At 71.3% G+C, this 21466-nt stretch carries 17 protein-coding genes and 1 pseudogene; 11 read left to right on the top strand and 7 right to left on the bottom strand.

Features of this window, described 5'->3' with window-relative positions; all coding sequences use genetic code 11:
• The 4 genes from ADK54_RS27890 to ADK54_RS27875 all read left to right on the top strand — a co-directional run bounded on the left by ADK54_RS27890 (window position 1) and on the right by ADK54_RS27875 (window position 5174).
• Window positions 1-2841, top strand: a complete 2841-nt coding sequence (locus ADK54_RS27890; RefSeq protein ID WP_053728496.1) for an NHLP bacteriocin export ABC transporter permease/ATPase subunit — start codon at window positions 1-3, stop codon at window positions 2839-2841.
• A gap of 161 nt (window positions 2842-3002) precedes the next feature.
• Complete coding sequence (gene htpX / locus ADK54_RS27885) at window positions 3003-3908, top strand: zinc metalloprotease HtpX (RefSeq protein ID WP_053728664.1); 906 nt, start codon at window positions 3003-3005, stop codon at window positions 3906-3908.
• A 28-nt stretch (window positions 3909-3936) separates the two neighbouring features.
• A complete protein-coding gene (pspAB, locus tag ADK54_RS27880) occupies window positions 3937-4515 on the top strand; it encodes a PspA-associated protein PspAB (RefSeq protein WP_053728495.1) in 579 nt (192 codons plus the stop codon).
• 104 nt (window positions 4516-4619) lie between these two features.
• The gene (locus ADK54_RS27875; protein ID WP_159047917.1) at window positions 4620-5174 is read left to right on the top strand and encodes a phospholipase domain-containing protein; all 555 of its coding nucleotides are present in this window, start codon (window positions 4620-4622) and stop codon (window positions 5172-5174) included.
• A gap of 33 nt (window positions 5175-5207) precedes the next feature.
• Here the strand turns inward: ADK54_RS27875 and ADK54_RS27870 are convergent, their stop codons facing one another.
• From ADK54_RS27870 to ADK54_RS27850, 5 genes are all read right to left on the bottom strand, one after another.
• Window positions 5208-5681, bottom strand: a complete 474-nt coding sequence (locus tag ADK54_RS27870; RefSeq protein ID WP_053728493.1) for a DUF3574 domain-containing protein — start codon at window positions 5679-5681, stop codon at window positions 5208-5210.
• Between the two features lie 56 nt (window positions 5682-5737).
• Window positions 5738-6691: a DNA-binding protein gene (locus ADK54_RS27865; protein ID WP_234392228.1), complete on the bottom strand. Its 954-nt coding sequence runs from the start codon at window positions 6689-6691 to the stop codon at window positions 5738-5740.
• Window positions 6688-7902 (bottom strand): MAB_1171c family putative transporter, encoded by a 1215-nt coding sequence (locus ADK54_RS27860; protein ID WP_053728492.1) that lies wholly within the window; start codon window positions 7900-7902, stop codon window positions 6688-6690. Before ADK54_RS27860 ends, ADK54_RS27865 begins: the two co-directional genes overlap by 4 nt.
• On the bottom strand, window positions 7899-8474 hold the full coding sequence (locus tag ADK54_RS27855; protein ID WP_159047916.1) for a hypothetical protein: 576 nt from the start codon (window positions 8472-8474) through the stop codon (window positions 7899-7901). Before ADK54_RS27855 ends, ADK54_RS27860 begins: the two co-directional genes overlap by 4 nt.
• A 158-nt stretch (window positions 8475-8632) precedes the next feature.
• Window positions 8633-9055: a secondary thiamine-phosphate synthase enzyme YjbQ gene (locus ADK54_RS27850; RefSeq protein WP_053728490.1), complete on the bottom strand. Its 423-nt coding sequence runs from the start codon at window positions 9053-9055 to the stop codon at window positions 8633-8635.
• Window positions 9056-9594: 539 nt separating this feature from the next.
• Here ADK54_RS27850 and ADK54_RS27845 point away from each other — a divergent pair.
• From ADK54_RS27845 to ADK54_RS27825, 5 genes are read left to right on the top strand one after another with little or no spacing between them, the layout of a single operon-like run.
• A complete protein-coding gene (locus tag ADK54_RS27845) occupies window positions 9595-10485 on the top strand; it encodes an ABC transporter permease (protein ID WP_078966686.1) in 891 nt (296 codons plus the stop codon).
• The gene (locus ADK54_RS27840; RefSeq protein WP_053728488.1) at window positions 10458-11213 is read left to right on the top strand and encodes an ABC transporter ATP-binding protein; all 756 of its coding nucleotides are present in this window, start codon (window positions 10458-10460) and stop codon (window positions 11211-11213) included. Before ADK54_RS27845 ends, ADK54_RS27840 begins: the two co-directional genes overlap by 28 nt.
• 38 nt (window positions 11214-11251) lie before the next feature.
• A complete protein-coding gene (locus ADK54_RS27835) occupies window positions 11252-12283 on the top strand; it encodes an ABC transporter substrate-binding protein (protein WP_053728487.1) in 1032 nt (343 codons plus the stop codon).
• A complete protein-coding gene (locus ADK54_RS27830; protein ID WP_053728486.1) occupies window positions 12283-13491 on the top strand; it encodes an LLM class flavin-dependent oxidoreductase in 1209 nt (402 codons plus the stop codon). The genes ADK54_RS27835 and ADK54_RS27830 overlap by 1 nt, the downstream gene beginning before the upstream one ends.
• Before the next feature lie 48 nt (window positions 13492-13539).
• The gene (locus tag ADK54_RS27825; protein WP_053728485.1) at window positions 13540-14622 is read left to right on the top strand and encodes an NAD(P)-binding domain-containing protein; all 1083 of its coding nucleotides are present in this window, start codon (window positions 13540-13542) and stop codon (window positions 14620-14622) included.
• Window positions 14623-14676: 54 nt separating this feature from the next.
• Here ADK54_RS27825 and mltG read toward each other — a convergent pair whose 3' ends face one another.
• Together mltG and ADK54_RS27815 are read right to left on the bottom strand one after the other, a co-directional pair.
• The gene (gene mltG / locus ADK54_RS27820) at window positions 14677-15507 is read right to left on the bottom strand and encodes an endolytic transglycosylase MltG (RefSeq protein ID WP_053728484.1); all 831 of its coding nucleotides are present in this window, start codon (window positions 15505-15507) and stop codon (window positions 14677-14679) included.
• A 390-nt stretch (window positions 15508-15897) separates the two neighbouring features.
• Window positions 15898-17709, bottom strand: a complete 1812-nt coding sequence (locus ADK54_RS27815; RefSeq protein ID WP_053728483.1) for an ABC transporter ATP-binding protein — start codon at window positions 17707-17709, stop codon at window positions 15898-15900.
• A 116-nt stretch (window positions 17710-17825) separates the two neighbouring features.
• On the opposite strand from ADK54_RS27815, the gene ADK54_RS27810 reads away from it, so the two are divergent.
• Together ADK54_RS27810 and ADK54_RS27805 are read left to right on the top strand one after the other, a co-directional pair.
• Complete coding sequence (locus tag ADK54_RS27810; protein WP_053728482.1) at window positions 17826-18284, top strand: MarR family winged helix-turn-helix transcriptional regulator; 459 nt, start codon at window positions 17826-17828, stop codon at window positions 18282-18284.
• 22 nt (window positions 18285-18306) lie between these two features.
• A pseudogene (locus tag ADK54_RS27805) lies at window positions 18307-21254 on the top strand (FAD-binding and (Fe-S)-binding domain-containing protein).
• The last annotated feature ends 212 nt before the right edge of the window (window positions 21255-21466 follow it).

The raw sequence follows: 21466 nt of genomic DNA, 5'->3' as shown, positions 1-21466 counted from the left end.
GTGACCTCCGTACACCCCGTCGCCGAGCCCGGCGCCGACCCGGTCGTGGGCGCGCTCGGCGGGCTCGGGCAGCACATCGACTGCGCCGGCCTGCGCAGCTTCTCGCTGGACGGGCCGCAGGTGCTGTGGCTCGTGGTCAGCGGCGCGCTCGACCTGTTCGCGGTCGACGCGGTGGCCCAGGGGCACTGGCACTTCCTCGGCCGGCTCGAACCGGGCACGCTGCTGCTCGGCCCGGTCGAGGGCCCGCAGCACACGCTGGTCGGCCGCCCGCTGCGGGAGTGCGTGCTGCGCCGCATCCCGCTGCGCGAGCTGTACCGGTACCCGGACGCCGGCGGGTACGAGGGGCAGCACCTCAGCCAGTACGACACCGGGGACGCGGCGCTGAGCCTCCTGGAGCACGCCTTCTCGCTCGGGGTCGGTCGGGGTCAACGCGTCCTGTTCGAGGCCCCGTTGGACGGCCGCACCGCCCTCGACGAGGCGGTGGCCGACGACGACATCCTGTGGCTCCCGGTGTCGCCGGGCAGTGTGCAGTACGGGGCGGCGTTCAGCGCGGAGGCGGCCGGTGATCTGCTCGTCGACGGCGCGCTGTGGCAGGGCATGGTCAACCAGCAGTACCGGCTGCTCTCCGCCCTCGACCGCTGGATCGAGCGCCTGGAGCGCGCCCACGAGGACCGCACCGCGGCCGGCATCAAGGCGGGCGAGACCGTCCGCGAGGAAGCCGACCGGGCGCTGCTCACCTCGATCGGACGCACCCGCAAGGCGCCTTCGCGTGCGGCGGCTTCGAGCGATGACGCCACGTACGCGGCGTGCCGCCTCGTCGCGGACGCGGCCGGGATCACGCTCGCGGACCCGGCGCTCGGCGGCGCGGTCAGCGACCGGATCGACGCGGTGGAGCGGGTCGCGGTCGCCTCCCGGATCCGCACCCGGCCGGTGCGGCTGGAGGGGCGCTGGTGGCGCGAGGACTCCGGCCCGCTGGTGGGCCACCGCACCAGCGGCACCGCGGTCGCCCTGCTGTGGCGGCGCGGCGGCTACGAGGCGGTGCATCCGGTGTCCGGGCGACGCAGCCGCGTGGACGCGGACAACGCGGAGGAGTTCGAGCGGCGTGCCGTCATGTTCTACCGGCCGCTGCCGGAGCGGGTGCCCGGCAAGTGGGGGCTGCTGCGGTTCAGCCTGCGCGGCACCCGCGCCGACGTACGCAATCTACTGCTCGCCGGTCTGGTGACGGTGGCGCTCGGCGCGCTCGTGCCGATCGCGACCGGGCAGGTGCTCGGCGTCTACGTGCCGCGCGCCGAAAACAGCCTCATCGTGCAGGTCTCGCTCGCCGTGATCGTCTCCGGCGTCGTGTCGGCCGCGTTCACGCTGCTCCAGAACCTCACCATCCTGCGCATGGAAGGACGGATCGAGAGCACCCTTCAACCCGCCGTGTGGGACCGGCTGTTGAGGCTGCCCACGAAGTTCTTCGCCGAGCGCTCCACCGGCGAGCTGGCGAGTGCGGCGATGGGGGTCAGCGCGATCCGGCGGGTCCTGTCGGGCATCGGCCCGGTCGCCGTGCAGGCCGGCACGGTCGGGGTGATGAACCTCGTCCTGCTGCTCTGCTTCAGCGTGCCCCTCGCGCTGGTGGCGATCGCCCTGCTGATCGTCATCGCCGCGGTGTTCCTCACGATGGGCATGTGGGAGCTGCGCTGGCAGCGCCGCCTGGTCGAGCTCGGCAACAAGCTCAACAACCAGGCGTTCCAGACCCTGCGCGGACTGCCCAAGCTGCGGGTCGCGGCGGCGGAGAGCTTCGCGTACGGGGCGTGGGCGGGCGAGTTCGCGCGCAGCCGGGAGCTGCAGAAGCGGGCGGGCCGGATCAAGAACCTGACGACGGTCCTCAACGCCGTCTATCTGCCGCTGTGTTCACTGCTCCTGTTCGTCCTGCTCGCGGGCCCGGCCCGCGGCTCGCTGTCGGCCAGCGCCTTCCTGACCTTCAACACCGCGATGACGATGCTGCTCACCGCGGTCACGCAGCTCACCGGCGCGTTCATCTCGGCCGCCGCCGTCCTGCCCATGTTCGAGCAGATCAAGCCGGTGCTCGACGAGGCGCCCGAGGTGCGCGGGGCGAGCACGCAGCCCGGCGCGCTGTCCGGTGAGATCGAGGCGCGGGGCCTGTCCTTCCGCTACACCGACGACGGGCCGCTGGTCCTGGACGACGTGTCCCTGAAGGTGGCGCCGGGCGAGTTCGTGGCGGTCGTCGGCCCGAGCGGCTGCGGCAAGTCGACGCTGCTGCGGCTGCTCATCGGCTTCGACGACCCGGTCTCGGGCAGTGTGCTGTACGACGGCCAGGACCTGTCGGCCCTCGACCGGGCGGCCGTGCGCCGCCAGTGCGGGGTCGTGCTGCAGAACGCCCAGCCGCTCACCGGGTCGATCCTGGACTGCATCTGCGGGGCGGAGGTGTTCACGCAGGAGGAGGCGTGGGAGGCGGCCGCGATGGCGGGCCTCGCCGAGGACATCAAGCGGATGCCGATGGGCCTGCACACGATGATCTCCGGCGGCGGTGCCATCTCGGGCGGCCAGCGCCAGCGCCTCATGATCGCCCAGGCGCTGGTCCGGCGGCCCCGCGTCCTCTTCTTCGACGAGGCCACCAGCGCCCTCGACAACGAGACCCAGCGCATCGTGATCGAGAGCACCCGGAGCCTGCTGGCCACCCGCGTCGTGATCGCCCACCGGCTCTCCACCGTCCTGGACGCCGACCGCGTGATCGTCATGTCGGAGGGCCGGATCGTGCAGCAGGGCCCGCCCGGCGAGCTCCTCGCCGACCCCCGTGGACGCCTGCACGAACTGGTCCGGCGGCAGCTGCGCTGAACGGTCGGCGCGGTGGCATTGTGGAGAGTGAGCACCACTTCACCGGTCCTGGAGAACGCCATGATCAAGAGGAATGTGCCGCCCCTCCTCCGACCCCCGGCCCCGGCCGCGCGGTCCCGCATGCGGACGGCCCGTATCGCTGCGGCGAGGGTGTGAAGGCCGTGCACAGTCGCTTCGAGCCCGACCGGCAGCTGACCGCCCGCATGCTGGTCACCCTGTTCCTGCTCGGCCTGCTGTACGTGGCGTTCGTCGGGGCCCTCCTGGTCCTGCTGAAGTCGACGCTTGTGGTCGTCGTGGTGGCGGCGGCCGTCCTCGTGTCGCAGTACTGGTTCTCCGACCGGATCGCCCTGTACGCGATGCACGGCCGCGTCGTGACCCGCGAGGAGCAGCCGCAGCTGCACGGCATCGTGGACCGGCTCTGCGCGACCGCGGACATGCCGAGGCCTCAGGTCGCGGTCTCCGACACCGACCTGCCCAATGCGTTCGCCACCGGCCGCAACGCCGATCACGCGGTGCTCTGCGTCACCACCGGGCTGATGCGCCGCCTGGAGCCCGACGAGCTGGAGGGCGTCCTGGCGCACGAGCTGTCGCACGTCGCGCACCGCGATGTCGCGGTGATCACCGTCGCCTCGTTCCTGGGCGTCATCGCGGGGCTCATCGTCCGCTTCGCCTTCTACTCCCAGATGTACGGGGGCCGCGGGCGGCGCGACCAGAACACCATGGTCGTACTGCTCGGCGTGATGGCGGTCTCGGCAGCGGTGTACTCGATCAGCTTCCTCCTCATCCGGGCGCTGTCCCGCTACCGGGAACTGGCCGCCGACCGGGCCGGGGCGCTGCTGACCGGGCACCCCTCGGCCCTCGCATCGGCGCTGACCAAGCTCGACGGGGACATCGCCCGCATCCCCAGCAAGGACCTGCGCACGGCGAGCGCGTTCAACGCGTTCTACTTCGTCCCGGCCTTCGGCAAGGGCAGCAACCTGTCCCGCCTCTTCAACACCCACCCGACTCTTGAGCAGCGCCTCGACAGCCTGGCGAAGATCTCCGCGGAGCTCGGCCGCCCGGCATGACCGCCACCCCCGACCGAGGACGGAGCACATGGGCTTCCTGGACATCCTGCTCGGCCGCACCCGGCCCGCGGCCCCCGACCTGGACCGGCTGTTCGGGCTCCCGTCGGCAGCGGTCACGTTGCAGGCCGCCGCCGGGTTCACGCCGACCGGGCGGGGCTCGGTGTGCTTCACCACGGTGGAGGGCTCGGCGTTCGCCCGGATCCGCCAGGACGTGACGGATCTGCTCAACGCGGACACCGAACGGGACGCGGCCTCGGTGGAGTTCAGCCGCGACTCCTACGGATACTCGTGGCTCCTTTCCCGTCGCGGCCCCGACGACCTGGCCTCGCTCGTCGGCGATCTGCACGCCGTGAACACCGCGCTTGAGGGATCCGGCTTCGGCCCTCAACTCCTGTGTTCCCTGGTCGGGTTCACTGACGCGGAGGGCCGGACGTTCGCGTTGGTGTACCTCTACAAGCGGGGCACGTTCTACCCGTTCGCGCCGCTGTCCGGGGAGAAGCGGGACAACGCGCTTGAGCTGCGGATCAGGGCGGTCGTCGCGGACGACCTGCGCATCGAGGCCGACCTGTCCCGCTGGTTCCCGGTCTGGGGCGCGCCGGGGCTGTGAGGAGCGGGGGGGCCTCAACAGCCGTTCCGCTGACGCCTGTTGAACGTCGTGCCAGCCGTTTCCGTACTGGAGGGCGTCCCTGCCCTCGGCGCGAAGGGCCTTTCGTGAGGCACGCATCGAAGCGGAGTGCGGCCCGCTGGGCCGTGCTGTTCGCGACCGTGAGCGCGGTCGCGGGTACCGCCGCGGCCCTGCCCGCGAGGGGGCCCCAGCCATCCGTCGCCGCGGTGGACGACTGCGCCCGGGGCGGCGTGGACGTCACGGCGAGCAACGGGGGCGACGCACCGTTCACCTTCCAACTGGCCGGTGTCTCGGCCGCCGTGGCGCCGGGCCGGTCGCGGACCATCCTGGTTCCGGTCGCCGACCGCCAGAGCTATCGCTTCACGGTCCTCGGCCCGGGCGGCTTCCGTCAGGACGTGAGCGGCGTACTGAACTGTGCGACGGCTTCCCCCTCGCCTTCGCCGACGCCGTCGCCGTCACCCGCGACCGGCGCGGACCGGGCGGCCGGTGCCGTGCCCGTCACCGTCACGCCCCGCGAGGCCGCCGCGGACGGGCGACGGCTCGCGATCGCCGGGGCCACCGACCTCGACTCTCTGATCACGGGGACGGTTCTGGTCCTGCTGGGCGCGATGCTCTTCGTCGTACGGCGGCTCAGGCTGTGAGCACCGCGCGCCGGGCAGCGGGGCCGGTCCTGCTCAGAAGTCGGCCTGGGCCTTCACGTCGGCCCGGCCCACCGACTCCAGGCCGTACGTCGCGCAGTACAGGTTGCGGATGTACTCGATGTCGGGGTCGTGGGTGTGGGCCTCGCGGGCGGGATAGAGCACCGTCAGCTCGTATGAGATCTCGCGGTTGATGGATCCGGTCTTGTCGCGCCACTGGCCGCGGCCCTGCTGGACGGTCAGCCCGGACGGGAAGCGGGGGGTGATCACATCGGCGACGAACTTCATGAACTGGTCGTCGGTTATGGGTGGTTCACCGTTGTGGCGGCCTGTGCCGAAGTAGAGATGGGTCGCCAGATAGGGGCTGCCGGAGGCGGCCGCCTGCGTTTGCGTCGACGCGGTGGCGGACGTGCCGTAGGCGACTTCGGACACCGGTCCTCCGGTGGCGAAGAGGAGGACGACCGCCACGAATGCGGCGGCCGCGGGCGTGGACACCCGGATCTGAAGCATGTTGTCCCTGTCTGTCGGCTTGAGGTGGGGATTGTTCCTGGCGGTGCCAGGAGGTCCTAGCGGGAAGGAGCGTCCTGGCCGTAGGAGGGCGAGGGGACGCACGCGAGCAGGAAGGCCGCCGCGTCCCGCAGGTTCACGGGCGCCGCCGGGCAGCCGCGTAAGCGGGCGGCGGTGCGGGCGAGGGTCTCGGTCGTCCGTACGGAGCCGATGCTCGCGGCGCGCGGGGCGAGGTCCGCGATGAGGTCCTCGGCGTCGCTCCAGGCCCCGGCGCCGGCCAGGGCCGCGAGGAGTTCCGCGGTGAAGAGGTGGCGGTAGGAGGGGCCGGGGGCGGTGGCGGCCTCGTACAGCAGGGGGATGGCCCGGTCCCAGTCGTGCAGCCTGGCGAGCACCCAGCCGTGGTGGCCGGTGAGTTCGGCCTGGTCGATCCACCAGGCCCAGGGCGGGTCCTGGCGCGAGGCGCCGTCGAGGAACCGGCTCCGGGCACGCGAGATGAGCTCGTCGGCGTCCCGGCGGCCGCCCAGCATGGCGGTCGCGTGCGCCCGGCGGACCAGGACGAGCGTGCCGACCAGGGTCGGCAGCGGGCGGGGTCCGGACACGCGGGCGGCGGATTCCAGGGCGGCCCTCGGGTGTCCGGTGCGGGCGTGCAGCATGCTGTCGTTGAGCAGCACCAGGCGGGCGGTGGCGCGGTCGCCGCAGAGTTCCGCGAGGGCCAGGGCGCGGGTGTTCATGCGGTGGGCCGTGCGGTTCAGGCCCGCGTCGAAGAGGATCCAGCCGATCACTTCGCAGAGTTCGGCGAGGGCGGCGAGCAGGTCGCTGTCCTCGTCGCGCAGGGCGGCGGGTTCGGCCGACAGCTCCGGGACGCCGTGCAGCAGGTCGCGTACGGCGGGCACCGCGGCCGTCGCGCCGTACTCGGCGTCGAGGGCGACGAGGCGCTCAACCGACCGCAGTGCGAAGGGAGTCAGGTGCTCACGGCCGTTCGCGTCGCGTCTTGGGGGGCCCGCCTGCGTCATGAGGGGATTCTGTCGGCCGCGCGCACCGCCCGGCCCTGGGTGAGGGCGGTGAACGAGGACGCGACCTGGGTCAGCCACTCCACCTCGTCGCGGAAGTCGTCGTACGGCGGCCGGGCCGGAATGTCGGCGGCGTCGGCCTGTTCGTCCCGTTCCTCGGCCGGGCGGTTCAGGACGGCGCGCACCTGGAGCGCCTCGCCGAGCGGCGAGGTGGGGTCCTCGGGGAGGTCGAGGGAGCGGGCCACCCGGGAGAAGTCGGCCAGCGAGAGCGAGGTGCGCAGCATCAGCTGTCCGTCGCGTATCTCGATGACGCGCCGGTACAGGCTGTAGTGCGGATCGCGCGGCGGGACGAGGTCCCGCGCCCAGGACCGGGGCGGGTCGAGCGCGATGTCCGGCGAGGCCTGGTACAGCGCCCACCACAGGGGGCGCAGCCGCAGGTAGGAGCGGTAGCTGCGCAGCCAGCCCGCGGCGCGGGTGAGGTGGATGCCCCAGGACGGAATGGTCCAGCCGGTGATCTGGAGGAGGGCGCCGATGGTGCCGCACGACCACTGGATGGGGTCGAGGGCCGAGGCGTCGAAGTGCAGCCTGGTGCCGGCGATCTGAATGCTGCGGGTGACGCAGTAGACCAGGATCAGGCTCGCGCCGACGGTCACGGTGCGCATGCCGACTTTGAGCCATTGCCGGTTGGCCATCTTCGTGAAGCGCAGCGAGAGCCGGACGGTCTCGAATTGCCCGATGCCGCAGATGACGAGATAGAACGACATGTACAGCGCGTAGCGGCCGTCTTGAATGCTGAGAAGGATCGTCGACGTGGCTGTTTTCGCGCTGGCGACCGGGCTGACCGCGAGCGAGGCCACCACCAGGACGCACAGCGCGGCGCCGAAGAACAGCACCCGGCGCCTTGCCCTGAGCCGGGCCTCTTCGGGCGGTGACGACCAGTAGACGAGGACGACCTGCTGAGCCGCGGTGAGGACGACGACGGCGACCTGGACGATCAGCGACGTGATGTTGGGCAGGCCGAACAAGTCGGAGATGTGCACCCGCAGCGCGTCCAGGTCGACCAGGAAACTGATCCCGGAACACAGGAAGTAGACGCACAGCGCCCACAGGGCGACGTCATGCTTTCTGCGCAGCAGATCCGGCAGCCGGTAACCGAACGCCGCGAGGCCGCCGAGGGAACAGACCCAGGTGAGAACGAGGTTGACGGTATTCATGACTGATCCGGATTGCCGACGCCGTTCTCGATGCGGGCGACGATCTCCGCGGCCTCCTCCGGCACGCCCCAGGCGGGTTCCAGCCACCTCTTGGTGGCGCGGGCCAGGATGAGCGACGCCATCGTCTCGGCCTCCTGCTCCTCGTCGTCGCTGTAGCGAGAACGCATCAACATGCTCTGGACCACCGCCGGTTCGACATCCGTGAACAACTGACTCGTATCACTGTGGTCGAATTCCACGGACCCTCGGTGCGCGAAGGCGATATGAGACAGTTCATGGGCAATGATGTGTTCCTTGTGTGACGGCGAGGCGGCCTTCTCGTAGGCGATGATGTCGAAGTCGTCGAGTTTCAGCCAAAGGCCGAAGAGATGACGTTCCGGGAAGGGCATCGGAATGAGATGGATCGGCCGCTGATTCTGCGCGCTGAGATAGTGGTGCAGTTCATCGATGCCGCAGCCGTGCTCCATGCCCCAGTCCGCGAGCAGCGCCTCACAGGTTTGACGAACCTTTTTGAGACGGCGCCTGAGCCGACGGTCCTCCGGCGACGGTAACGCAGAGCCAGACACCTTCATCCTTTAGCCTTCCACGCCTTCCACGCTGGAGAAGCAGGCCGTTGCAATGCCGATTTCAGCGGTGCCGGGGATTCAGCCCGCCGAATCCCCGGGCAGACAACGCGGCCATGATGCCACACCCCTCAACTCGCCTACTGTTGAAGTGCCTTTCGCCGGACTCAGCCGAGAAAACTCAGCCGCACCTGCCGGTTCGGATTGTCCTTGTTCGTGTCCACCAGGCACACCGACTGCCAAGTGCCGAGCGCGAGCCGCCCGCCGATCACCGGCAGCGTGGCGTGCGGCGGCACCAGGGCGGGCAGGACGTGGTCGCGACCGTGGCCGGGGCTGCCGTGCCGGTGCTGCCAGCGGTCGTCGGCGGGGAGCAGCGTGTGCAGGGCGGCGAGCAGGTCGTCGTCGCTGCCCGCGCCGGTCTCCAGGACGGCGATGCCGGCCGTGGCGTGCGGCACGAAAACATTGAGCAGGCCGTCCCGGCCGGCCGCTCGCTGTGTCAGGAACTCCTCGCAGTCCTCGGTCAGATCGGTGACCGTCTCGCGGGAGCCGGTCGCGATGTTCAGGATGCGGGTGGTGAAGGCGTCGGACATGGCCCCATCTTCCCGCCCGGGCGCCGGGTACGCGCGGCAGCCGCACCGGGGCCGTGCCCAACGGGCAAGATCGCGCATCCGATGGGCGAGACACCGTTGACCCCGTCCGGAAGGGGTCGCTACGTTCACGCCATGTTGCGTACAGCCCTGCTCACCACGCGCGGTCACATCGACCTGCTGCGGGTGGCGTCCGCCGCCTGTTGTCGCGGCTGCTGACGTCCTTTTCAGGCGGGCACCTCTGTGACGTGCTGACGTTTCTTTCCGCCGGTCACGGCTGCTGAGGCCTTCTTCCCCGGCCCGTCGCGACCCGTGACGTCGTACGCCTCTCCTCTTTTCCAGAGCCTTCCCGAGCCTTCCTGCGCCTCGCCGTCGCCCGCCGACGCGTGCGGCCGGACGCACACGCCCCGCACCACCGCCCGGCGAGGGCGTGCGTCCACGCAGGTCCGCGCCGTGGCGGCGGCCGCCGCTGCCCCCGAGGCCCACCCTCCTCCTCGCTCTCTCCATCCCCACCAGCCTCTTCGCCCGACCGTGGAGTCCCCATGACCGTCGACCATGCCCCGCCGGATATTTCGGCTGAATCGGATTCGGATGAGGCCGCCGTGGCCGCACGGCCCGGCCCCGCTCTCGAACCGGTCGTTCCCGCTGCTTCCCGGCGCGGCCGGCTGCGCTCCGTGCCGCGCTGGCTGCGGCGTACCGTCGGGCCGCTGACGCTGCTCATCCTGTGGCAAGTCCTCAGCGCCACCGGCGTGTTGAGCGCCGACACCCTCGCCTCGCCCGGCACCGTCGCCCGCGCCGGGGCCGATCTGATCGGGGACGGAACGCTGCCGTCGGCGATGGCCATCTCGCTCCAGCGGGTGGCCGTCGGCCTGCTCATCGGCGGCGCGGCCGGGATCACGCTGGCCCTGGCCTCCGGGCTCTCCCGGCTCGGCGAGGACCTGATCGACGCCACCGTACAGATGCTGCGCACCGTGCCCTGGGTGGGCCTGATCCCGCTGTTCATCATCTGGCTCGGCATCGGCGAGGCCCCCAAGGTGGCCCTGATCGCGCTCGGCGTGGCCTTCCACCTCTATCTGAACGTGTACGCCGGGATCCGGGGCGTCGATGCCCAACTCGTCGAGGCGGGGCAGGCGTTGGGGCTGGGGCGCTGGGGTCTTGTACGCCATGTCGTGCTGCCGGGCGCCCTGCCCGGCGCGATGACCGGGCTGCGCTACTCGCTCGCCACCGCCTGGCTGGCCCTGGTGTTCGGCGAGTCGATCAACGCGGACGCCGGGATCGGCTTCCTGATGAACCAGGCCCGCGAGTTCTTCCGCACCGACGTGATCGTCGTCTGCCTGGTCGTGTACGCCTTCCTCGGCCTGCTCGCCGACGCCGTCGTCCGCACTCTCGAAAGGCTGCTGCTGCAATGGCGACCGACCTTCACGGGCCAGTGACCACCACCACGGCCACCTCCGATGCCGTACGGGTCGAGGGGCTGACCCGCGCTTTCGACGGGCGGCCCGTCATCGACCGGCTCGATCTCACCCTGCGGGCAGGCGAGTTCACCGCGCTGCTCGGGCGCAGCGGCTGCGGCAAGTCGACGCTGCTGCGGGTCCTCGCCGGGCTGGACCGGGAGATCGAGGGCACGGTGCTGGTGCCCAAGCGGCGGGCCGTCGCCTTCCAGGCACCCCGGCTGATGCCGTGGAAGCGGGTGTGGCGCAACGTACTCCTCGGCCTTCCGGGAAAGCCCCGACGCGCAGTCGCCGAGAGCGCGTTGGAGGAGGTGGGGCTCGGGCACCGGTCGGGGGCCTGGCCCAAGACGCTGTCCGGCGGGGAGGCCCAGCGCGCCTCGCTGGCCCGGGCGCTGGTGCGGGAGCCCGATCTGCTGCTGCTCGACGAACCGTTCGGCGCGCTGGACGCGCTGACCCGGATCAAGGCACAGCAGTTGGTTGCCGAGCTGTGGCAGCGGCGCGGCTGCGCCGTCCTGCTCGTCACGCACGACGTGGACGAGGCGCTGCTCCTTGCGGACCGCGTCCTCCTCATGCGGGACGGCGGCATCGCCCATGACACGCCCGTCGATCTCGACCGGCCCCGCACGGTCGGGGCGCCCGGATTCGCGACGCTGCGATCCCGGCTCCTCACCGAACTGGGCGTGGAACAGCCCGCCGTCCCCTCCCTCTGAAGCCCCTGCTCAACCCCCTGCGAAGGAAGCACGTAGTCATGCGACGCCACACCCTGCCCGTTCTGCTCCTGCCGCTCACCCTGCTCGTCGCCGCCTGCGGCGGGAACTCGGCCGCCGACACCAAGACCGGGTCCGGTTCGGGCTCCGGCGGGGTCACGCTCAACGTCGGTGACCAGAAAGGCGGTTCCGAGGCCATCCTGAAGGCGGCCGGTGAGCTCGACCACCTCGGCTACAAGATCAAGTGGTCCACGTTCACCTCGGGGCCGCCCCTGCTCGAAGCGGTCAACGCCAAGGCCGTCGACATCGGAGCGGTCGGCAACACTCCGCCGGTGTTCGCCGCGGGAGCCGACTCGAAGATCAAGGTGGTGGCGGCCAGCCACGGCTCGTCCGCCGGTGAGGCGATCCTCGTGCCGGAGGACTCCCCGCTGAAACAGGCCTCGGACCTCAAGGGCAAGTCGATCGCCGTGGCCCAAGGCAGCTCCGCCCACTACCAGTTGCTGGCCACGCTGAAGAAGGCCGGGCTCGGCATCGGCGACGTCAAGCTCAACTACCTCCAGCCAGCCGACGCGCTCGCCGCGTTCAGCCGCGGCAAGGTGGACGCCTGGGCGGTGTGGGACCCGTACACCGCGCAGGTCCTCGGCTCGAAGAAGGGGCGTGTCCTGGCGACCGGCGAGGGGGTCGTCAACGGCCTCGGGTTCCAGGTCGCGGCGCCCGCCACGCTGGGCGACCCGGCGAAGGCGAAAGCCGTCGGGGACTACCTCCAGCGCCTCAACCGGGCCCAGGACTGGGTGTTCAAGCACCCCGAGGCCTGGGCCAAGGTCTGGTCGAAGGAGACCGGCCTTCCCTACTTCGTGGCGCTCGACTCGGTGAAGCGCAGCAACGGAACGCGGGTCGCGGTGGCCGTGGACCCGGCGGCGATCGCCTCGGAGCAGCAGATCGCCGACACCTTCGCCGATCTGCGGTTGATCCCGCGCCGCTTCTCCTTCAAGGACTACGTCGACACCCGGTTCAACGGCTCGCTGCCCCCTTCCACCACCGCGCCCCGCTCGTACGGAAAGGCCTCCTCCTGATGACCGTCCATCTGCACTGGTTCCTGCCCACCGGCGGTGACGGCCGGACCCTGGTCGACCGGCACGCCTACACCGACGGCGGCATCAAGCGCTCGCGGATCACCCCGGTCACCGGGGTGCGCGCGCCCGACATCGAGTATCTGGCCCAAATCGCCAAAGCGGCCGAACAGTTGGGGTTCGAGGCGGTCCTGACGCCGACGGGGACCTGGTGCGAGGACGCCTGGCTGACGACGGTGGCGCTCGCCCAGCACACCGAGCGGCTGAAGTTCCTGGTCGCCTTCCGGCCCGGCGTCATCTCCCCCGTCCTCGCCGCGCAGATGGCGGCCACCTACCAGCGCATCACGCGCGGCCGGCTGCTGCTCAACGTCGTGACCGGCGGTGACTCGACCGAGCAGCGCCGCTTCGGCGACCACCTCGACCACGACCGCCGCTATGCGCGGACCTCGGAGTTCCTGTCCGTCGTACGGGGTGCCTGGCGCGGGCAGCCGTACGACTTCGACGGCGAGCACTACCAGGTGGAGGGCGGTCTGACCGCGCTGCCGCCGGACCCGCTGCCGGAGATCTTCTTCGGGGGCTCCTCGCCGGCGGCCGGGCCGGTGGCCGCCGATCACGCGGATGTGTATCTGACCTGGGGCGAGCCGCCCGCGCAGGTGAAGCAGAAGATCGACTGGATCCGGGGGCTCGCCGAGGAGCGCGGGCGCACCGTCCGGTTCGGCATCCGCCTGCACACCATCTCGCGGGATTCGTCGCGCGAGGCGTGGGCGACGGCCGACCGGCTGCTCGGCGATCTCGACGCCGAGACGATCGCGGCAGCCCAACAGGCGCTCGGCAGGAGCGAGTCGGTGGGCCAGCAGCGGATGCTCGCCCTGCACGGCGGCTCGCGGGCCGATCTTGAGATCTCGCCGAACCTGTGGGCGGGCGTGGGTCTCGTGCGGGGTGGCGCGGGCACGGCGCTGGTCGGCAGCCATTTGGAGGTGGCCGACCGGATCGAGGAGTACCACGACCTCGGCATCGAGCACTTCGTGCTCTCCGGCTACCCGCACCTGGAGGAGGCGTACTGGTTCGGCGAGGGCGTGACGCCCGAGCTCGCCGCGCGCGGCCTGCTGCCGAGGCTCCCGGCCTCGCCGCTGCTCGGGGTGCCCGCCGCGAACGGCCGCCCGGCCTCCGCGCCGGGCGGGGCCCCGCTCCTGGTGGGCGGCGGGCGCTGATCTCGCTGCCCGGGGAAGATCCCCGCACCCCTCGCGGTTGGTAGAACCGTGAACGACTTCGGGGTGCGAGACGTGGACGTGGTGGTCGTGGGCGCCGGGCAGGCGGGCCTGTCCGGCGCCCACCACCTGCGGCGGGCGGGCCTGGAGCCCGACCGCGACTTCGTGGTGCTCGACCACGCGCCGCGCCCGGGCGGCGCCTGGCAGTTCCGCTGGCCCTCGCTCACGTACGCCAAGGTGCACGGCATGCACGCGCTGCCCGGCATGGAGCTGACGGGGGCCGCTGCGGACCGCCCCTCCTCCGAGGTCATCGGCGGGTACTTCGCCGCGTACGAGGACGCCTTCGACCTGCGGGTGCACCGGCCCGTCGAGGTGAGCGCCGTACGGGAGGGCGAAGGAGGGCGGCTGCTCGTCGAGACCTCCGAGGGGAGCTATGCCGCGCGTGCGCTGATCAACGCCACCGGGACCTGGGACCGGCCGTTCTGGCCGCGCTATCCGGGCCAGGAGACGTTCCGGGGGCGGCAGCTGCACACCGCGAACTATCCGGGGCCGGACGCGTTCGCGGGGCTGCGGGTCGTCGTGGTCGGCGGCGGGGCCTCGGGCACCCAGCATCTGATGGAGATCGCCGAGGTCGCGGCGGACACGACGTGGGTGACGCGCCGGCCACCGGTGTTCCGCGATGGCCCGTTCGACGAGGAGGCCGGGCGCGAGGCCGTGGCGATGGTCGAGGAGCGGGTGCGGCTCGGGCTGCCGCCGAGGAGCGTGGTCTCGGTGACGGGGCTGCCGCTGAACGACGCCGTCCGGGCGGCCCGGGCCAAGGGTGTCCTGGACCGGCTGCCGATGTTCGACCGGATCACCGAGCACGGGGTGGCCTGGGACGACGGGCGCAGCGTCGAGGCCGATGTCATCCTCTGGGCCACCGGTTTCCGCCCGGTCATCGACCATCTCGCCCCGCTGCGTCTGCGCGAGCCGGGCGGCGGCATCCGGGTGGAGGGCACCAGGGCGGTCCGGGACGAGCGCGTCCACCTGGTCGGCTACGGCCCGTCGGCGTCGACGATCGGCGCGAACCGGGCCGGGCGGGCGGCGGTGCGCGAGATCAAGCGACTGCTCGATCGGGAACCGGTCGGGGTGTAGCGGTCGGGGTGCGGCCTGGCCGCTCAGTCCCCGCCCAGGGGGCGGCTTACTGCCTCAGTCAGCCTTGGCAGTCTTCTTCTGGTTCTCGTTGAACTCCCTTACGTTCAGCCGCTGTTGGGCGTAGCTGTCGGTGAAGCGGGTGTCGCCGGGGGCCACCGTCACGAAATACAGCCAGTTCCCCGGGGTCGGGTTGAGCGCGGCGCTCATCGCCTGTCGCCCCGGGTTTCCGATGGGGGTCGGCGGCAGACCCTGGTGCTCGTAGGTGTTGTACGGGCTGTCGGTCCTGGTCTCGGCCGCCGTGGTGGTCAGCGTCGAGCGGTTGAGCGCGTAGTTCAGCGTCGAGTCCATCTGGAGCGGCATGCCACGGGCGAGTCGGTTGCGGATGACGCGCGAGACCTTGCCCATGTCGGCCGGGGAATCGGCCTCGGCCTGCACGATTCCGGCGATCGTCACCATCTGATACGCCGTCAGCCTGCCGCGCCGGACGCCCCTGGCGATCCGGTCCTGCTCGAACTGCTTGTTGGCGGTCTCGACCATGTAGGCGAGCAGCCCGCCGGGGGTCGTGTCGTCCGCGATCGGGTACGTCGCCGGGTACAGGTACCCCTCGGGGTTCCCCTTGGCCTCGGCGGGAAGCTTGAGGTGCGCCTTGGCTGCGGCCGCTTTCGTGGTGCCGGGCGGCAGATCGAGGCGCTTGTCGACGGCCGCGTACACCTGGCTCGCCCGCCATCCCTCCGGCACGACCAGCGTCCGGACCGGGGCGCCGGTCTCCCGCAGCAGCAGGAAGAGCACCACAGCGTTCACCACGAGCAGCGCGAGCGCCACCAGGAGGAGCAGTCGGCCACGGCGGGACAGCCGGACCCGTCGACGGTACGAGGTCTCACTCATGGCGGCACGCTACCCCCAGATATCAGATAAATCAGACATTCGCCAGTGGTCGACACGCGACGTGCCCAACCTTGGGGAACACACGAACAGGGGATCGGTTGTTCGCTGGTACGCGTGATCGTCACGGCATTCGTTGCTCAACTCCCTTGTGGCGACGGATGCTTGAGGGGCGCAAGCGCCGGTCTGCAGCCCGTCGTTGCGCAGTCCCACAGCGGCATCTGTCTGATGCCCACCGCACAAGGAGAAAGCACCACCATGAACCTCATCACTGGCCTGCTCGCCGGCGTCCTCCACTTCATCGGCTGGCTCGTCTGACGATCGTCACGTCCGGCGCCGTCGCTCCCCGTCCCACGGGAGCGGCGGCGTCGCCGTGTGCGGGGACACCGGGGCTCAGCTTTGGACCGGGGCCAGCTCGGCGTCCCTGCGGACCAGCGCCGCGTATCTGCCGTCCTGGTCGAGGAGTTCCTCGTGGGTGCCGCGCTCGGCGATCAGGCCGCCGTCGAGGACGACGATCTGGTCCGCGTCGCGCACGGTGGACAGGCGGTGGGCGATGGTGATGGTGGTGCGACCCTCGGAGAGCGCGTCGATGGCCTGCTGGACCGCGTGTTCGGTACGGGTGTCGAGCGCGCTGGTCGCCTCGTCGAGGATGAGGACGGGCGGGTCGCGCAGGATCGTACGGGCGATGGCCAGGCGCTGCTTCTCGCCGCCCGAGAACCGGTAGCCGCGCTCGCCGACCAGGGTGTCGTAGCCGTCGGGCAGCGAGGCGATGTGGTCGTGTATCTGGGCGGCGCGGGCGGCCTCCTCCAGCTCCTCGTCGGTGGCTTCCGGCTTGGCGAAGCGGAGGTTCTCGGCGACCGAGGCGTGGAAGAGGTACGTCTCCTGGGAGACCACGCCGACCGAGCGGGCCAGGCTGTCGAAGTCCAGCTCGCGCACATCGACGCCGTCGATGGTGACGCGGCCGCCGGTCACGTCGTACAGCCGGGGCACCAGATAGCTGAGCGTGGACTTGCCGGAGCCGGTGGGGCCGACGACGGCGAGGCTGCCGCCCGCGGGCACGGTCAGGTCGATACCGGCGAGGGTGGGCCGCTCCTGCTTGTCGTCGTAGTGGAAGTCGACGCCTTCGAAGCGGACCGCGCCGCGCGCCTTGGTCAGGCGTACCGGCTCGTCGGGCTCGGTGATGTCCACCGGCAGGTCGAGGTATTCGAAGATCCGCTGGAAGAGGGCGAGCGAGGTCTGCATCTGGACGCCCGTGGACAGCAGGCTCACGGCGGGCCGGAACAGGCCCTGCTGGAGCGAGACGAAGGCGACGAGGGTGCCGATGGAGACGGAGGGGCCGCCGGTCTGGAGCGCCAGGCCGGCCGCCCAGTAGATGACGGCGGGCATGGCGGCCATGACGATGCCGATGGTCGACATGCGCCAGCGGCCGGCCATGTTGGAGCGGACTTCGAGGTCGACGAGGCGCTCGGACTCGGCGGCGAAGGACTTGGTCAGCGAGTCGGAGCGGCCCATGGTGCGGCCGAGCAGGATGCCGCTGACCGAGAGCGATTCGGTGACCTCGGCGGCCATGGCGGCCATCTGCTTCTGGCGCTGGGTGGTGATCTTCTTGCGTTCGCGGCCGACCCTGCGGCTGATCCACACGAACACCGGCAGCAGGAGCAGCGAGACGGCGGTCAGGCGCCAGTCGAGCGCGAGCATCGCGACGACGGAGGCGACGACGGCCGTGAGGTTGGAGACCAGCGAGGTCGCGGTGGAGGTGACGGTCGCCTGCATGCCGCCGATGTCGTTGGCAATGCGGGACTGCACCTCGCCGGTGCGGGTCCGGGTGAAGAAGGCGAGCGGCATCCGCTGGAGCTGGGCGTAGACCGCGGTGCGCAGGTCGTGCATGACGCGCTGGCCGACGGTGGTGCTGATGAGGGTCTGCAGCACGCCGAACACGCTGTTGACGACGGCGGTGGCGATCATGCCGAGGGCGAGCAGGCTCAGCAGGCCCGTGCGGTTCTGCGGGATGGCCACGTCGAGGATTTCGCGCAGCAGGAACGGCGAGGCGACCGAGACGAGCGAGGACGCGGCGACGAGCAGGCCTACGATCGCGAGCCTGCCGCGATAGGGGCGGAACAGGCCGAGGATGCGGCTGACCTGGGCCGGCTCTTGCGGCTCGGTGCCGCGGGGCGGGGGTGTCCAGGTGGATTGTTCGGGGCGCATGGGCTCCTTCGAGGGGTGTGAGGGCCTCCGCCCGGGGGCGGAACGGCGATGACTTCGGGAGCATAGCTCATTGTTACCTATACTCACAATGAACGGCGTCCTGTTATTGTTCCCGTATGCAGCCACACATTTCCCGGGCCCCCGACGCCGACGGCCTGCTGGCCGAGCAGTTGCTGCGGCTGACCCGCCGACTGCACCGGATCCAGAAGCAGCACCTGGAGCCGGTCGGCATCACGCCCGCGCAGTCCCGGCTGCTGCGCACCGTCGCGCATTGGAACGAGCCGCCGCGCATGGCCGATCTCGCCGCGCGCCTCGAAGTGGTCCCGCGCGCCGTGACCACGCTGGTGGACGCGCTGGAGGAGAGCGGGGACGTGCGCCGGGTGCCGGATCCGACCAACCGCCGGGTGATCCGCATCGAGCTCACGGACGCGGGCCGCGCCACGCTGCGCGCCCTGCGCAGCGCGCGCCGGGGCGCCGCGGAGGAGATCCTGGCTCCATTGACCGCCGACCAGCGCGAGGTGCTCGGCGGACTGCTGACGGCTCTGGTGGACGGATCTCCGGAGCGCCGCTGCTGACGGACCCGAGGAGGCCGTGGTCATGCCGCTGCTTGAGCCAGATCCGCGAAGCCTCCGCCCCGCGGGACGCCGCGAGCCCTCCCCCGACCGCGTCCCCGACCGCCTCGCGGGCGGCACCCCCGAGCCGCTGCGCTCGGAGCTGATCGCGCTGCTCGGCGCGGACAAGGTGTACTGGAAGGTCTCCGACCTCGTGCGGTACTCCTCGGACGCCAGCCCGTACCGCTTCGTCCCGCAGGTCGTGGTCGTCGCCGAGGACATCGACGACGTCTCCACGGTCCTGTCGTACGCGCACGGCAGGGGCCGCGAAGTCGTCTTCCGGGCGGCGGGCACCAGCCTGAACGGGCAGGCGCAGGGCGAGGACATCCTGGTCGACGTACGCCGGCACTGGGCGGGCACCGAGGTGCTCGACGACGGGCTGCGGGCGCGGGTGCTGCCCGGGACCACCGTCGTCCGCGCCAATGCCGCGCTCGCCCGGCACGGCCGGGTGCTCGGGCCCGATCCGGCGAGTGCGATCGCCTGCACGATCGGCGGGGTCGTCGCCAACAACGCCTCGGGCATGACCGCGGGCACCACCCGCAACTCGTACCGGACCGTCTCCTCGCTCACCTTCGTGCTGCCCGGCGGCACGGTCGTCGACACGGGTGACCCGGCGGCCGACGAGGACCTCGCGCATGCCGAACCCCGGCTCTGCGAGGGCCTGTTGGCGCTCAAGGCGGAGATCGAGGCGGACGCGGAGCTGACCGCCCGGATCCGCGCCAAGTACGAGATCAAGAACACCAACGGCTACCGCCTGGACGCGTTCCTCGACGGGTCGACGCCGGTCGAGATCCTGCGCGGGCTCATGGTCGGCTCCGAGGGCACCTTCGGCTTCATCTCGGAGGTCGTCTTCGACACGCTGCCACTGGACCGCCTGGTCTCCACGGCGCTGCTCTTCTTCCCCTCGCTGCCCGCCGCGGCGGCGGCAGTGCCGCTGTTCAACGAGGCGGGCGCGATCGCCGTCGAGCTGATGGACGGCAATACGCTGCGGGCCTCCGTCAGCGTCAAGGGGGTGCCCGCCGACTGGGCCGGGCTGCCCAAGGACACCACCGCGCTCCTGGTGGAGTTCCGGGCGCCCGACGAGGCGGCCCAGGAGGCGTACGAGCGGGCCGCGACCGAGGTGATGGCCGGGCTCGAACTCGTCACGCCGGTCGCCTCGGTGACCAACGAACTCACCCGGGACGCGCGGACGATCGCCGGGTACTGGAAGGCCCGCAAGGCCTTCGTGACGGCGGTCGGCGGCTCCCGCCCCTCCGGTACGACGCTGATCACGGAGGATTTCGCGGTGCCGCCGTCCAGCCTCTCCGAGGCCTGTGCGGCGCTGCTCGAACTCCAGGCCCGGCACGGCTTCGACGCCGCCGTCGCCGGTCATGCCGCGCACGGGAACCTGCACTTCTGCTGGCCTTCGACGCGTCGAAGCCGTCCGACGTCGAGCGGTACGCGGCGTTCATGGACGAGTTCTGCCGCCTCACGGTGGAGCGCTTCGACGGATCGCTCAAGGCCGAGCACGCCACGGGCCGCAACATCGCGCCGTTCCTGGAGCTGGAGTGGGGGCCGAAGGCGACCGAGCTGATGTGGCGCACCAAGCAAGTCATCGACCCCGATGGGGTGTTGGCGCCGCGCATCGTGCTCGACCGCGATCCGCAGGCCCACCTTCGGGGGCTCAAGACGATCCCGAAGGTGGAGCCGATCGCCGATCCGTGCATCGAGTGCGGCTTCTGCGAGCCGACCTGCCCCAGCCGCGATCTGACCGCCACGCCCCGCCAACGGATCGTGCTGCTAAGGGAGTTGACGCGCCAGCCGCACGGTTCAGCGGTCGAGTCCGGGCTGCTCTACGCGTACGGCCATGACGCGGTCGACACCTGCGCCGGTGACTCCACCTGCGCCCTCGACTGTCCGGTGGGCATCGACACGGGCGCCCTGATGAGAGAGTTCCGGCACCGGCGGCACAGCCCGCGCGAGGAGCGGGTCGCGGCGCTCGCCGCCCGGAATTTCAAGGCGGTCGAAGCCTCGGCGCGGCTCGCCGTGGCGGCGGCTGACAAGATCGGTGACCGGCTCCTGGAGCGGGTCACCGGGCTCGCCCGCCGAGCCGTGCGCCCCGATCTCGTACCGCAGTGGCTGCCCCAGATCCCGGGCGCGGCCACCGCCACGCTCCCCCGCACCGAACGCGTCGGCGCCTCGGCCGTCTATTACCCGGCCTGCGTCAACCGCATCTTCGGCGAACCCGAGGGCTTCCGGGGGCCCTCGCTCCTTCAGGCGCTGGTGGCGGTCTCCGAGCGGGCCGGGCGGCCGGTGTGGATCCCGGACGACGTGTCGGGCACCTGCTGCGCCACGATCTGGCACTCCAAGGGGTACGTCGAGGGCAACGCGGTCATGGCCAACCGCATCGTCGAGGCCGCGTGGGGCTGGACCGCCGGGGGCCGGCTTCCCCTGGTCGCCGACGCGTCGTCGTGCACGCTCGGCATCGGGCACGAGGTGGTGCCGTATCTCACCGACGACAACCGGGAGTTGCACCGCGAGCTGAAGGTGGTCGACTCGGTGGTGTGGGCCGCGGAGGAGTTGCTTCCGCGCCTCACGATTCTGCGCACGGCACGGTCCGCCGTCCTCCATCCCACGTGCTCCATGCGCCACTTGGGCGACGAGGCGGAGCTGCTGGCCGTCGCCTCGGCCTGCGCGGAGGAAGTGGTCGTGCCGGACGATGCGGGGTGCTGCGGGTTCGCCGGGGACCGGGGGATGTTGCATCCGGAGCTCACGGCTTCGGCTACGGCCCGGGAGGCGGCGGAGGTCTGTTCGCGCCCGTACGAGGCGCACTTGTCGGCCAACCGGATGTGCGAGGTGGGGTTGGAGCGGGGTACGGGGCGGCGGTACTACTCCGTGATTCTGGAGCTTGAGCGGGCGACTCGGCCCGGGCCGGAGTACCTCAGGCGGAGTTAGCGGAGTTGGGCGCGTAGTCGACTGCGGACCGTGCGTGGCTGAGCGCTCCCCCAAGTTCTCGGCTTCTCCCCCCATCACGGCGGAGCCGCACGATGCCAGTTCCCCGCGCCCCTGGGGGCTTGTACGTGAATAGCTGTCAGCGACGGGTTTGGGTGGGAGTCACTCGGGCGTGTAGCTGTTCCCATGTGCGGGCGGCCGATCCGGGTATAGGT

It is taken from the genome of Streptomyces sp. WM6378 (assembly GCF_001279695.1).
Lineage (GTDB): Bacteria > Actinomycetota > Actinomycetes > Streptomycetales > Streptomycetaceae > Streptomyces.
This window is presented reverse-complemented; position numbering and strand designations above follow the sequence as displayed.

Excerpts from the sequence above, each read along its gene's own strand:
- pspAB (WP_053728495.1), top strand. The coding sequence starts at position 3,937 with ATGGGCTTCCTGGACATCCTGCTCGGCCGCACCCGGCCCGCGGCCCCC.
- ADK54_RS27870 (WP_053728493.1), bottom strand. The coding sequence starts at position 5,681 with ATGCTTCAGATCCGGGTGTCCACGCCCGCGGCCGCCGCATTCGTGGCG.
- ADK54_RS27865 (WP_234392228.1), bottom strand. The coding sequence starts at position 6,691 with ATGACGCAGGCGGGCCCCCCAAGACGCGACGCGAACGGCCGTGAGCAC.
- ADK54_RS27860 (WP_053728492.1), bottom strand. The coding sequence starts at position 7,902 with ATGAATACCGTCAACCTCGTTCTCACCTGGGTCTGTTCCCTCGGCGGC.
- ADK54_RS27855 (WP_159047916.1), bottom strand. The coding sequence starts at position 8,474 with ATGAAGGTGTCTGGCTCTGCGTTACCGTCGCCGGAGGACCGTCGGCTC.
- ADK54_RS27850 (WP_053728490.1), bottom strand. The coding sequence starts at position 9,055 with ATGTCCGACGCCTTCACCACCCGCATCCTGAACATCGCGACCGGCTCC.
- ADK54_RS27845 (WP_078966686.1), top strand. The coding sequence starts at position 9,595 with ATGACCGTCGACCATGCCCCGCCGGATATTTCGGCTGAATCGGATTCG.
- ADK54_RS27840 (WP_053728488.1), top strand. The coding sequence starts at position 10,458 with ATGGCGACCGACCTTCACGGGCCAGTGACCACCACCACGGCCACCTCC.
- ADK54_RS27835 (WP_053728487.1), top strand. The coding sequence starts at position 11,252 with ATGCGACGCCACACCCTGCCCGTTCTGCTCCTGCCGCTCACCCTGCTC.
- ADK54_RS27830 (WP_053728486.1), top strand. The coding sequence starts at position 12,283 with ATGACCGTCCATCTGCACTGGTTCCTGCCCACCGGCGGTGACGGCCGG.
- mltG (WP_053728484.1), bottom strand. The coding sequence starts at position 15,507 with ATGAGTGAGACCTCGTACCGTCGACGGGTCCGGCTGTCCCGCCGTGGC.
- ADK54_RS27815 (WP_053728483.1), bottom strand. The coding sequence starts at position 17,709 with ATGCGCCCCGAACAATCCACCTGGACACCCCCGCCCCGCGGCACCGAG.
- ADK54_RS27810 (WP_053728482.1), top strand. The coding sequence starts at position 17,826 with ATGCAGCCACACATTTCCCGGGCCCCCGACGCCGACGGCCTGCTGGCC.